Here is an 11,675-nt window from a genome sequence, read left to right as displayed (position 1 = left end):
GGTGCGCTGCGGAACCGCGGCGAGCGCCCACCCATTCCTCCAGGTCCCGTTCGGAACCCGTGGAGCGATGCCCGATGCCGGACCTCGACGCGCTCGCCGGCTCCGCAGCCCGCGCGCTGGCCTACCTGCCGTGGTGGGCCGAGAGCCTGATCCTCATCGTCGCCTGCTGCGCCGTGGTGATGCCCCTGCACGGGGTCGTCTACCGGGCGATGAAGCGGGCGGTCGCGACCAGGAGCCTGTTCTGGCGCTCGCTGGTGTCGCGCACCCGCGGGCCGAGCCGCCTCGGCCTGATCGTGGTGGCGATCAGCCTCGCCTCGACCACCGTGCACCTGTCCTGGGAGGTGCGGATCGCCCTCAACCAGATCCTGCTGGTGGCCTTCGTGACGCTGACCGGCTGGTGCTGCGCCACCGCGCTCCACATCGCCACGGTGATCTACCTGCGCCGGTTCAAGCTCGACGCCGAGGACAACCTCCTGGCGCGCAAGCACTTCACCCAGATGCGCATCCTGGAGCGGGCGGGCGTGACGCTGGTGGCCCTCGTCACCCTGTCGGTGGCGCTGATGACCTTCGAGCCGGTGCGCCAGTACGGCGTCAGCCTGCTCGCCTCGGCGGGCGCGGCGGGCCTCGTGCTCGGGCTCGCCATGCAGCCGGTCCTGTCGAACCTCGTGGCCGGCATCCAGATCGCCATCACTCAGCCGATCCGGATCGAGGATGCGATCATCGTCGAGAACGAATGGGGCTGGGTCGAGGAGATCACCGCGACCTACGTGGTGGTCCGCCTCTGGGACTGGCGCCGGCTGGTCCTGCCGCTGACCTACTTCATCCAGAAGCCGTTCCAGAACTGGACCCGCGACGGCGCCTCGCTGATCGGCAGCGTGTTCGTCTACGTCGACCACCGCGCGCCGGTCGCGGCGATGCGCGAGAAGCTCGCCGAGATCGCCAGGGGCACACCGCTCTGGGACGGCAAGGTGGTCAACCTCCAGGTCTCGGACGCGAAGGAAGCGACGATCGAGATCCGGATGCTGGTGAGCGCCCGCAACGCGCCCCAGGCCTGGGACCTGCGCTGCGTGGTCCGCGAGGCGATGATCACGTGGCTCCAGGCCGCGCACCCGGAGGCCCTGCCGCGGCACCGCACGGAATGGGTCGGCGCCGAGGAGCCGGCCCTGCGTCGGGGGGAGGAGCGGCGGTTCGCGGCGTGAGCGGCACCATCCCGTGTGCCGGGACTCCCGACTTGGTCCTCATCCTGAGGTGCCGGAACGCATCGCAGGCCTCGAAGGCGGGCTCCAGGGATCGCAGTGCCTTCTGGAGGGATCCTTCGAGGCGGATTCGCCGCACCTCAGGATGAGGGCGCGGGTTGGACGCCTTGTTCGGCTGCCGCTCAGTCGTCGGCGCCCGCGTAAAAACTCTCCACGCCGATGCCCTCTTCCTGCATCAGCCGGGCGCGGGCGCGCAGCTTCTCGGTCTCGCTCTTGAGCTGGCCGCAGGCCGCCAGGATGTCCCGGCCCCGGGGCGTGCGCACCGGAGAGGCGTAGCCGGCGTTGAACACGATCTCGGAGAAGCGCTCGATCCGGTCCCAGTCGGAGCATTCGTAGCGGCTGCCCGGCCAGGGGTTGAACGGGATCAGGTTGATCTTGGCCGGGATGCCCTTGAGCAGGCGGACCAGCTCCCGCGCGTCCGCGTCCGAATCGTTGACGCCCTTCAGCATCACGTACTCGAAGGTGATCCGGCGGGCGTTGCTCAGGCCCGGATAGGCGCGGCAGGCCGCGAGCAGCTCGGCGATCGGATATTTCCGGTTGAGCGGCACCAGCTCGTTGCGCAGGTCGTCGCGCACGGCGTGGAGCGAGATCGCCAGCATGGCGTTGGCCTGCTCGCCGAGCCGGGGGATCTGCGGCACGACCCCCGAGGTCGAGACCGTGATCCGGCGGCGGGACAGGCCGAGACCCTCCTGGTCGGACATCACCCCGACCGCGTCGACCACGGCGTCGAGATTGTAGAGGGGCTCGCCCATGCCCATGAACACGATGTTGGTCACGAGCCGGCCGACCTCGCCGGAGCCGCCGGCGTCGCGGCTCGGCATCTGGCCGGGCCAGTCGCCGAGCTCGTCCCGGGCGGTGACGAGTTGCTGGACGATCTCGGCGGCCGAGAGGTTGCGCACGAGGCGCTGCGTGCCGGTGTGGCAGAACGAGCAGGTCAGGGTGCAGCCGACCTGGGAGGACACGCAGAGCGTGCCGCGATCCGGGCCGGGGATGTAGACGCACTCGATCTCGGCGCCGCGGTTGTGCTCCTGCCGGTTGGTCGGCGCCATGCGCAGGAGCCACTTGCGGGTGCCGTCGCGGGAGACCTGCCGGCTCGCGACTTCCGGCCGCTCCAGGGTGAAGTGCTCGGCGAGCTGCGCCTTCAGCGCCTTGCCGACATTGGTCATCTCGGCGAAGTCGGACGCCCCGCGGAAATTGACCCAGTGCCAGACCTGGCCGGCGCGCATCCGGCTCTCGCGCTCGGGCACGCCCATGCCGACGAGCTGCGCCTTAAGGGCGTCGCGGGTCAGGCCGACCAGCGACGGCCGGCGGCCTGGCAGCGCCTCGGGGAGGAGATCCGGCGCCTTCTCGATCGCGGCATCGGCCGCGCGGGCGCTGTCGAGCGACGGCGTCGCCATGGCGTTCAAACGATCCATACGTTGGAAAGGGTCTGATATAGGCGATCGCGCCGGCGAATGCGAATGCGCGTCGGCGACAGCTGACCCCACGGAGAGCGATGGCGACCGACACGCAGGCCGGGCAGGCGATCTACAATCCGCGGACGCTGCAGATCTACGACCTCGTCGTGCTGCGCCTGTCGAACCCGCTGATCTGGCGCTGCCCCACGGCGCGGATCCTCGATCTCTACGACCGACATGCGGGCCTCGCGCATCTCGATGTCGGGGTCGGGACCGGCTGGTACCTCGACCGGTGCCGCTTCCCGTCCTCCGCGCCGCGCATCGGCCTGATGGACCTCAACGCCGACAGCCTCGCCTTCGCGGCCCAGCGGATCGCACGCTACCGGCCGGAGACCTACCGGGTCGACGTGCTCGGCGCGCCGGCCTCCGGCATCGCGCCGTTCGACTCGATCGGGATGACCTACCTGCTGCACTGCCTGCCGGGCGCCATCGCCGAGAAGGCCAAGGCCTTCGACACGGTGCGACCGTGCCTGGCCGACGGCGGCGTGGTGTTCGGCGCCACGATCCTGTCGGGGGGCGTCCCGGTCACGGGTGCGGCGCGGGCGCTGATGCGGGTCTACAACCGCAAGGGAGTGTTCTCGAACGCCGCCGACACCCTGCCGGACCTGCGCACGGCGCTGGAGCAGCGGTTCCGGTCGGTGGAGATCACGGTCGTCGGCTGCGTGGCGCTGTTCGTCGCGCGGGACCCGCGCTGAGCCGGCCACCGTCCTTGCGAGCGCAGCGAAGCAATCCAGCGGCGCCACGCTGGCCGACCTCGCGCTGCCCTGGGTTGCTTCGCTCCGCGCGCAAAGACGGGCACGAAAAAGGGCGCCCGCGGGCGCCCTCATCCATCGTGCCAGATCTCAGAAAAAATCAGGCGGCGGCGGTCTTCACCGGCACGCCCTTCTCGGACAGGAAGGTCTGCAGCTCGCCCGACTGGAACATCTCCCGGGTGATGTCGCAGCCGCCGACGAACTCGCCCTTCACGTAGATCTGCGGGATGGTCGGCCAGTTCGAGAAGGCCTTGATGCCCTCGCGGATCTCCTGGTCGGCCAGGACGTTCACGCCCTTGAACGGCACGCCGAGGTAGTTGAGGATCTGCACCACCTGCCCCGAGAAACCGCATTGCGGCATCTGCGGCGTGCCCTTCATGAACACCACCACGTCCTGGGAGGCGATCTCGTTCTGGATGGTCGTGTTGGCGTCGGTCATCGGGTACCTCGGGTCTATTCGGTTGGCTTCATATCGCCGGTCCCGGCCAGCTTCTCAAGGAGGCCGGCGACGGGCAGCGTGCCTGTGGTCAGATCCTCGTAGCTGAACGGGCACTCCTGCGGCAGGTCCCGCGGCACGCGGATCGCATACTCCGATAGGCTGGCAGCGGCATCGGACACGCCGCGCCGCCAAGCCGCGTTCAGGTCGATCAACCGACGCATCGACGGCTTCGCCTCGTGGGAAATCCGGAGCGGAAACGCGTCGATCTCGATCCGCCAGCGATTGCGACTGGGCGCGTTCGGGTCGGACAGAAGTTTCACGAGATGCTCGAAAACCAGCTCCATCTTGCGGACCACGCCGCTGACCTGCGAGCGGCCAACGTAGAGGAGCTCCTCGATGATGTTCTGCCAGTCGATCTGGCGCGAGAGGGGATCACTTCGCTCGGCGAGTCGCGTGAGCAGGGCGACCTGTTCATGGCACCACGCGACAGTGTCGGTGTCGATCAGTTCGGGCTGCTCGCGTCGCAGTTCGGAATTCTCGTGGATATCGCGTGCATGCTGCAACGTGTCGGGCGCATCGGCGCGCTCGGCGAGCAACCGATCCAGCCAGGCATCGACACTGCCTTCCGCATCCCAAGCGTAATGTCCGAGTGCGGCCGGGATCGCGCTGCGATCAATCGCACCGTCCGAACCGGTTACCCTCGGCATGGCCTCGAACAGGCGTTCATGGAGGCCGATCGAGAAATCTTCAGGCGCGACCAGAAGACGAACGCCCGCGAAGAGGGATGGGTCGTCCAGCAGGGCGCCGAGCAGTTCGCGTTCCCGGGCGAAGGTTTCCCCCCAGGTCGGCGGCCGTACGCGTTCGATGAAGACGGACGGTTTGAGACTCATCGCGAAGCCTGAGGGTCTTCACCTCAATCCTGCGGGACGCCCGTGGTCAGCGCAAGGGCGTGGAGCACACCGCCCATCCGGCCCTGCAGGGCGCCGTAGACCATCTGGTGCTGCGCCACCCGGGTCTTGCCCTTGAAGGCCGCCGACAGGACGGTGGCGGCGTAATGGTCGCCGTCGCCCGCGAGGTCGCGGATCTCCACCTGCGCGTCCGGCAGGGCCTCGCGGATCATGCGCTCGATCTCGCCCGCATCCATCGGCATCGGCAAATTCCTCGGGTCAGGGGTTCAGGACGCCGGAGCCGCCGGCTGGCTCGCCATGTAGGCGGGCAGCCAGCCCTCGTGCGCCGCGGAGAGTTCGGCGAGCGGTATGGTCTCGCCGCCCGGCAGGGTCAAACGGTCGGAGCCGGTGACGCCGACCACCGCCGCGTCGATCCCCTGCGCCGAGGCGCTGTAGAGGAGGTCGCTCGCCGCCTCCGGATCGACCGCCAGCAGGTAGCGGCCCTGGTCCTCGCCGAACAGGTAGGCGTGGGGCGCCAGATCCACCGGCACCTCCGGCAGGGCCGCGCCGATTCCGCCGGCCATCGCCATCTCGGCGAGCGCCACCGCGAGGCCGCCATCCGACAGGTCGTGGACCGTGTCGACGGTGCCCGCCTGGATCAGGCCGCGGACGAAGTCGCCGTTGCGGCGCTCCAGGGCGAGGTCGACGGGCGGCGGCGCGCCCTCCTCGCGGCCCGCGATCACCGACAGGTAGGCCGACTGACCGAGCCAGCCCTCGCCCGCCCCGATCAGCACCAGCACGTCGCCCTCGCGCTTGAGGGCGATGGTGGCGTGGCGCTCCACGTCGTCGAGCACGCCGACGCCGCCGATGGTCGGGGTCGGCAGGATGCCGACGCCGTTGGTCTCGTTGTAGAGCGAGACGTTGCCGGACACGACCGGGAAGTCCAGCGCCCGGCAGGCCTCGCCGATGCCCTGGAGGCAGCCGACGAGCTGGCCCATCACCTCGGGCTTCTCGGGATTGCCGAAGTTCAGGTTGTCGGTGATGGCGAGCGGCTTGGCGCCGACCGCCGTGATGTTGCGCCACGCCTCGGCCACCGCCTGCCGGCCGCCTTCGACCGGGTCGGCCTCGCAGTAGCGCGGGGTGACGTCGCAGGTGATCGCCAGCCCCTTCGGGCCGTCCTCGACCCGCACGATGGCGGCGTCGCCCCCGGGCTTCTGGACGGTGTTCCCTAAGATGAAGTGGTCGTACTGCTCGAAGACCCAGCGCTTGGACGACAGGTCGGGCGAGCCGACGAGGCGCTTCAGGGCGTCGGTGAGCGAGGCCGGCGCCGGGACCTCAGAGGCCGAGAGCACCGGCAGGTGCGTGTTGGCCAAGTGCGGCCGGTCGTAGAGCGGGGCCTCGTCGCCCAGCTCCTTGATCGGCAGGTCGGCCACCGTTTCCCCGTGCCACTTGATCACGAAGCGCAGGGTGTCGGTGGTCCGGCCGATGACCGCGAAGTCTAGGCCCCACTTCACGAAGATCGCCTCGGCCTCGGCCTCCATGCCGGGCTTGAGCACCATGAGCATGCGCTCCTGGCTCTCCGAGAGCATCATCTCGTAGGGGGTCATGCCCGCCTCGCGGGCCGGCACCTTGTCGATGTCGAGCTCGACGCCGAGGTCGCCCTTGGCGCCCATCTCGACGGCCGAGCAGGTCAGGCCGGCCGCGCCCATGTCCTGGATGGCGATCACCGCGCCGGAGGCCATCAGCTCGAGGCAGGCCTCCAGCAGCAGCTTCTCGGCGAAGGGGTCGCCGACCTGCACGGTCGGGCGCTTCGACTCGGATTCCTCGTCGAACTCCGCCGACGCCATGGTGGCGCCGTGGATACCGTCGCGGCCGGTCTTGGAGCCGAGGTAGACGATCGGGTTCCCGACGCCCGCGGCGGCCGCGTAGAAGATGCCGTCGGTGCGGGCGAGGCCCACCGCCATGGCGTTGACCAGGATGTTGCCGTCGTAGCGCTTGTGGAAGCCGGTCAGGCCGCCGACGGTCGGCACGCCGAAGGAATTGCCGTAGCCGCCGATTCCCGCGACCACGCCGGAAACGAGGCTGCGCGTGCGCGGATGGTCGGGGGAGCCGAAGCGCAGGGCGTTGAGCGCCGCGATCGGCCGCGCGCCCATGGTGAAGACGTCGCGCAGGATGCCGCCGACGCCGGTCGCCGCGCCCTGGTAGGGCTCGATGTAGCTCGGGTGGTTGTGGCTCTCCATCTTGAAGACGCAGGCGTGGCCGTCGCCGATGTCGATGACGCCCGCGTTCTCGCCCGGTCCCTGGATCACCCACGGCGCCGAGGTCGGCAGGCCGCGCAGGTGCTTGCGGGAGGACTTGTAGGAACAATGCTCGTTCCACATGGCCGAGACGATGCCGAGTTCGGTCAGCGTCGGGTCGCGCCCGATCAGGCCGCGGAAGCGCGCGTACTCGTCCGGCGTCAGGCCGTGCTGGGCCACGAGTTCGGGGGTGATCGGAACGTCGTTGCGGAACATGCGAAGGGTCTCGGCAGAGAGCGGTCCGTGCCGGAGGCCGGCGCCGCGGCGAGCCCGGACCGGGCGGGGATCCTGGCTGCCCCGGCTCTAGAGCGGAAGCGCCTGCCCTGGCAACATCCGCGGGTATTCCGACGGAGGCGGAACCCTTGCGGGCTCGCGGATTCACACATCGGGTTTGGGACCATCGCCTCGTTGGTAAGTTTGACGGTCCGTGTCTCCCACGTGCTCTCCCTCCCCCCTCTGCGGGGGAGGGAGACGCGCGGCACCGTTCAGCCCCTCTCCGATAGAGATGTGTGAAGAGCGTAGCCCGCACGGGAGAAGGGTCATGGGTGAGGGTGGTGCAGACGGCACCGCATCGCCCTATCCCGCCCCCCAACTCCTCCCCACAAGCTCAAGCGATCCCGGGCAAGCCCGAGATCGCCTGGGGAGAAGAGCGCGTCGGCGCAGATGTGAGCATCATACCCTCTGAGGGGCAAGGAGCCGGAAGACGTCACCCACCCGGCACCGGGGCGAGGGCGTACACCGGCTCGGGCCCCGTCATCAGGTCGAGATAGTCGAATCCGGTCCGGCTCTGACTCGCCATGAGCAGCTGGAAATGCATCTGGAACAGGTTCCACTGGCGCCGGCCGACGTCGGCTCCCGTGATCAGGTCGTTGATCATCACCCCGAGCACGGCCGGACGTTCGGGATCGGGCAGCGCCAGGGCGCAGGCGGCCAGCGGGCTCTGCCCGTGGATCGACAGCCAGTCCCAGGGGGCGCGCACGTCGATCCAGCGGATCTGCCGCGCCCGGCCGAAGCGCAGCAGCGCGTCGCGGAACCCGCACGCAGCCGGATCCAGCCCGAGCCACGGGATGACGCTGCCGATGCTCATGAACGAGACCGGCGTGCCGCGGCCGCCGAAGCCCGGATCCCGGGCGAGCACCCGGTCCAGAACCTCGATCCCGAGGAAGCTCGACGAGGAATGCCCGATCACCACCACCTCGTCGGCCTGCCCCTCGGCGGCCCGGATGCGGTTCGCGAAGGCATCGAGGCGGGGGGCGATTTCGGGCGCGTGGCCCGCCGCGTAGGCGTGCGTGAAGGCCGTGTCGTCCACGAGATGGGAGACGTAGAGCGGCTTGCCGCGGGTCAGCCGCATCAGCCCGGCGAGGATCGCGTAGGCGAGCGGCGGCACCGCCAGCAGAGGCCAGGGCTGCAGGACGGACGGGGCCAGGGCGGCGAGGCTCCCCGCCAGCCCGAGGCTGAGGAGGACGAGCGCCAGGTAGATCCCGTGGACGCCGAAGATCACCGTGGAGAAGCGCCACCCCTCCCGGCGCAGGTCGGCGGCGTAGCCGGAGCGCCACAGCCGCCACAGCAGCGCCGGCACGCCCCGCAGGCGCGCCCAGCCGGATTGCGGGAACCGCGCGCGGACGAGATCCTCCCAGCGCAGGAGGACGTAGCGGGTGGTGACGCCGCGCGAGCGCACCGTCCAGGCCAGTTCGAGCCCGTCCGCCGAGCGGATCGGATCACCCACCGTGATCGCCGCGCCGCGACGCGTCGCGGTGAGGCGGGCCTCCCGGCGGAACAGGCCCCAGTAAGTCTCGGGCTCGCGGGGGTCGAAGCCCGGCAGGTAGAATACGATGCGGGACGTCAGCGTCCGCGGATCGCGCCGGCCCGATCGGGTTTCGGTCTCGTCCGGAGCCGTCCGGGACGGGGCTTCGGCGACGGGCGCGGATATCGAAATGACGGTTCCGATCGATTCGCTGGAGGGGCGCCCTCCCTACACGATCCCGCGCGACACGCCAGGACCGGCCCCGCCATCCCCCGGCTCACGCCACCGGGGGATGTGCCAGGAACTCGGCGATGGCCGCCACGAACTTCTCGCCGTAGGCCTCGCGCTTGCGCTCGCCGACGCCGTGGACGGTGCGCAGCGCCCAGAGGTCGACGGGCTTCTGACGGGCCATCTCGATCAGCGTGCGATCGGGAAAGACCATGAAGGCCGCGATCCCCTCCGCCCGGGCGAGGGTGGCGCGCAGGCCGCGCAGGTGCTGGAACAGAGCCTCGTCCGTCTCGGACAGGGCGATCTCGCCGTCCTCCCGCGGCGCGGCGCGGCGGCGCTCGCGCGTCTCGGCCTTCGGCTCCGGATCCGGGCGGAGCTGCACCGGCTCCCGCCCGTAGAGGATCGCCTCGCCCTTCTCGGTCATCGACAGGCCGCCGTAGCCGTCGGCGTTCTCGGCGATCGCTCCGGCGGCGAAGAGCTGGCGCAGGATCGCCCGCCACGCCGCCACCGGCTTGTCGGCGCCGACCCCGAAGGTCTTGAGGCTCGCGTGCCCGTTGCGGCGGATCTGGTCGCTCTCCTTCCCGTGCACCACGTCGCAGATATAGGCCGCGCCGAAGCGCTGGCCGGTGCGCACGATCGCCGAGAGGATCTTCTGGGCCGAGACCGTGCCGTCCACCAGGGTGACGCCGCCGCGGCACAGGTCGCAGCGGCCGCAGGCGCCGCTCGCCTCGCCGAAATAGGCGAGTAGCGACTGGCGGCGGCAGGCGGCCCCCTCGCACAGGGTGATCATCGCCTCGAGCTTGCGCCGCTCGACCCGGCGGCGGTCGTCGGAGATCTCCTTCTCGTCGATCTGGCGGCGCCGGAGCGCCATGTCGTCGAGGCCGTAGAGAGTCAGCGTGTCGGCGGGCAGCCCGTCGCGGCCGGCGCGGCCGATCTCCTGGTAGTAACCCTCGACGTTGTTGGGCATGTCGGCATGGCAGACGAAGCGCACGTCCGGCTTGTTGATGCCCATGCCGAACGCGACGGTGGCGGTCATCACCACCCCGTCCTCCTGCAGGAACCGGTCCTGGTTGCGCATCCGCGTGCCCTGGTCGAGGCCGGCATGATAGGGCAGGGCGTCGAACCCGTCCTTCCGCAGGGTCTCGGCGAGCTGTTCCGTGCGCTTGCGGGACGAGCAGTAGATGATCCCGCTCTCCGAACGCCGGTGCTTCAGGAAGCGCTCGATCTGCCGGGCCGGGTTGTCCTTGGGCTGGAACGTCAGCCGGATGTTCGGCCGGTCGAAGGAGTGGACGAAGATCCTCGGGGGCCGGTCCTGCGGGAACAGCCGCTCGGCGATCTCGGCGCGGGTGGCGGCGTCGGCCGTGGCGGTGAGCGCCACGGTCTGGACGTTGCCCAGCGCGGTCCGGGCGCGGGCGATCTCCCGGTACTCCGGCCGGAAATCATGGCCCCATTGCGAGACGCAATGCGCCTCGTCGACGGCCAGCCGCCGGACGCCGGCCCCGCGCAGGGCGTCCATGCAGCCGTCCATCAGCAGGCGCTCCGGCGAGACGAACAGCAGTCGCAGGTCGCCGGAGCGCAGGGTGCGCCACGTCTCGCGGGATTCCGTTTCGGCCACCGTCGAGTTGAGGGTCGCGGCCTGGATGCCGACGCTGCGCATCTGCTGCACCTGATCGTGCATCAGCGCGATGAGCGGCGAGACCACCACGGTGAGCCCCGGATCGACCAGCGCCGGGAGCTGGTAGGTCATCGACTTGCCCGAGCCCGTGGGCATTACGGCGAACACGTCGGCACCGTCGAGCACCGCGCCGATGACCTCGTCCTGTCCGGGCCGGAAATCCTCGTAACCGAACGTCTTCTTCAGCGCGGCGCGGGCCTCGTCGAGGCGGGTCATCGGGATCCTTGATCGGGTGTCTGCACCGGGCTTGCGGCGCGGATGTGTAGACACTAGCCTCGCGTGTCTACACGGAGGCGATCGTGCCGCTCAACATCCGCAGCGAAGTGGTGAATCAGCTGGCCGAGAAGCTGGCATCGCGGGCCGGCGTGAGCAAGACCGAGGCGGTGCGGATCGCGCTTCAGAACGAGCTGGATCGGCGGGACGAGTCGCTGACCGAATTTCTGGAGAAGATTCGCCCGATACAGGAGGCCCTTGCCGCCTACCCGAAGACCGGCCTCAAGGCCGACAAGACCTTCTACGACAGCCTCTATGAGGACTGATGTTCATCGATGCGTCGGCGCTGGTGGCGATCCTGTGCCGGGAGCAGGGCTATGAACGGGTGGCAGATTGTCTCCGCCAAGCTCCTTATCGTCTGACCAGCGCCCTCGCCCAGTTCGAGGCTGTCTTGGCGGTGGCTCGCATTCAGTCGCTGCCGCCTGAGACCGCCGAGAGACTCGTGAACAGCTTCCGCGAGACGGTCGGTATCAAGGTGGTCGCCCTCGGCCTTGCAGAAATCAGCATCGCCGTTGCGGCCCATGCCCGCTACGGCAAGGGCCGCCACCCGGCGCGCCTGAACCTCGGCGACTGCTTCGCCTATGCCTGCGCGCAGGTGCACGGCGTGCCGCTGCTCTATGTCGGCGACGATTTCCCGCAGACCGACATCCGCTCCGCCCTCGCCTGA

General features: G+C 69.8%; 11 protein-coding genes. 4 read left to right on the top strand and 7 right to left on the bottom strand.

Features of this window, described 5'->3' with window-relative positions:
• The first annotated feature begins 74 nt into the window (after window positions 1–74).
• Entirely contained in the window at window positions 75–1,199 is a 1,125-nt protein-coding gene (locus tag MMSR116_RS24965; RefSeq protein WP_010685586.1) for a mechanosensitive ion channel family protein, read from the top strand.
• A gap of 179 nt (window positions 1,200–1,378) precedes the next feature.
• Here MMSR116_RS24965 and rlmN read toward each other — a convergent pair whose 3' ends face one another.
• Window positions 1,379–2,653 carry a 23S rRNA (adenine(2503)-C(2))-methyltransferase RlmN gene (rlmN, locus tag MMSR116_RS24960; protein ID WP_039894048.1) on the bottom strand — a complete coding sequence of 425 codons (1,275 nt, stop codon included), beginning with the start codon at window positions 2,651–2,653 and terminating at the stop codon, window positions 1,379–1,381.
• 98 nt (window positions 2,654–2,751) lie between these two features.
• On the opposite strand from rlmN, the gene MMSR116_RS24955 reads away from it, so the two are divergent.
• Window positions 2,752–3,408, top strand: coding sequence for a class I SAM-dependent methyltransferase (locus MMSR116_RS24955; RefSeq protein ID WP_010685584.1), 657 nt, complete (start codon window positions 2,752–2,754; stop codon window positions 3,406–3,408).
• Between the two features lie 157 nt (window positions 3,409–3,565).
• On the opposite strand, the gene grxD is transcribed toward MMSR116_RS24955, so the two are convergent.
• The 6 genes from grxD to recQ all read right to left on the bottom strand — a co-directional run bounded on the left by grxD (window position 3,566) and on the right by recQ (window position 10,951).
• Window positions 3,566–3,904, bottom strand: coding sequence for a Grx4 family monothiol glutaredoxin (grxD, locus tag MMSR116_RS24950; protein WP_010685583.1), 339 nt, complete (start codon window positions 3,902–3,904; stop codon window positions 3,566–3,568).
• Between the two features lie 14 nt (window positions 3,905–3,918).
• A complete protein-coding gene (locus MMSR116_RS24945) occupies window positions 3,919–4,794 on the bottom strand; it encodes a DUF29 family protein (protein ID WP_010685582.1) in 876 nt (291 codons plus the stop codon).
• 23 nt (window positions 4,795–4,817) lie between these two features.
• On the bottom strand, window positions 4,818–5,054 hold the full coding sequence (locus MMSR116_RS24940; protein ID WP_007568343.1) for a BolA family protein: 237 nt from the start codon (window positions 5,052–5,054) through the stop codon (window positions 4,818–4,820).
• A gap of 24 nt (window positions 5,055–5,078) precedes the next feature.
• Window positions 5,079–7,304, bottom strand: coding sequence for a phosphoribosylformylglycinamidine synthase subunit PurL (gene purL / locus MMSR116_RS24935; protein ID WP_010685581.1), 2,226 nt, complete (start codon window positions 7,302–7,304; stop codon window positions 5,079–5,081).
• A 490-nt stretch (window positions 7,305–7,794) separates the two neighbouring features.
• Window positions 7,795–8,814 carry a hypothetical protein gene (locus MMSR116_RS24930; RefSeq protein WP_010685580.1) on the bottom strand — a complete coding sequence of 340 codons (1,020 nt, stop codon included), beginning with the start codon at window positions 8,812–8,814 and terminating at the stop codon, window positions 7,795–7,797.
• Between the two features lie 295 nt (window positions 8,815–9,109).
• Window positions 9,110–10,951: a DNA helicase RecQ gene (recQ, locus tag MMSR116_RS24925; RefSeq protein WP_010685579.1), complete on the bottom strand. Its 1,842-nt coding sequence runs from the start codon at window positions 10,949–10,951 to the stop codon at window positions 9,110–9,112.
• Between the two features lie 83 nt (window positions 10,952–11,034).
• Here recQ and MMSR116_RS24920 point away from each other — a divergent pair, with 83 nt between their 5' ends.
• Both MMSR116_RS24920 and MMSR116_RS24915 read left to right on the top strand, forming a co-directional pair.
• Entirely contained in the window at window positions 11,035–11,274 is a 240-nt protein-coding gene (locus MMSR116_RS24920) for a type II toxin-antitoxin system VapB family antitoxin (protein WP_010685578.1), read from the top strand.
• On the top strand, window positions 11,274–11,675 hold the full coding sequence (locus tag MMSR116_RS24915; RefSeq protein WP_010685577.1) for a type II toxin-antitoxin system VapC family toxin: 402 nt from the start codon (window positions 11,274–11,276) through the stop codon (window positions 11,673–11,675). Before MMSR116_RS24920 ends, MMSR116_RS24915 begins: the two co-directional genes overlap by 1 nt.

The organism is Methylobacterium mesophilicum SR1.6/6 (genome assembly GCF_000364445.2).
Classification (GTDB): Bacteria; Pseudomonadota; Alphaproteobacteria; order Rhizobiales; family Beijerinckiaceae; genus Methylobacterium; species Methylobacterium mesophilicum_A.
This window is presented reverse-complemented; position numbering and strand designations above follow the sequence as displayed.

Coding starts and splice junctions, on each gene's coding strand:
- rlmN (WP_039894048.1), bottom strand. CDS start 2,653: ATGGCGACGCCGTCGCTCGACAGCGCCCGCGCGGCCGATGCCGCGATC.
- grxD (WP_010685583.1), bottom strand. CDS start 3,904: ATGACCGACGCCAACACGACCATCCAGAACGAGATCGCCTCCCAGGAC.
- MMSR116_RS24955 (WP_010685584.1), top strand. CDS start 2,752: ATGGCGACCGACACGCAGGCCGGGCAGGCGATCTACAATCCGCGGACG.
- MMSR116_RS24915 (WP_010685577.1), top strand. CDS start 11,274: ATGTTCATCGATGCGTCGGCGCTGGTGGCGATCCTGTGCCGGGAGCAG.
- MMSR116_RS24945 (WP_010685582.1), bottom strand. CDS start 4,794: ATGAGTCTCAAACCGTCCGTCTTCATCGAACGCGTACGGCCGCCGACC.
- purL (WP_010685581.1), bottom strand. CDS start 7,304: ATGTTCCGCAACGACGTTCCGATCACCCCCGAACTCGTGGCCCAGCAC.
- recQ (WP_010685579.1), bottom strand. CDS start 10,951: ATGACCCGCCTCGACGAGGCCCGCGCCGCGCTGAAGAAGACGTTCGGT.
- MMSR116_RS24940 (WP_007568343.1), bottom strand. CDS start 5,054: ATGCCGATGGATGCGGGCGAGATCGAGCGCATGATCCGCGAGGCCCTG.
- MMSR116_RS24965 (WP_010685586.1), top strand. CDS start 75: ATGCCGGACCTCGACGCGCTCGCCGGCTCCGCAGCCCGCGCGCTGGCC.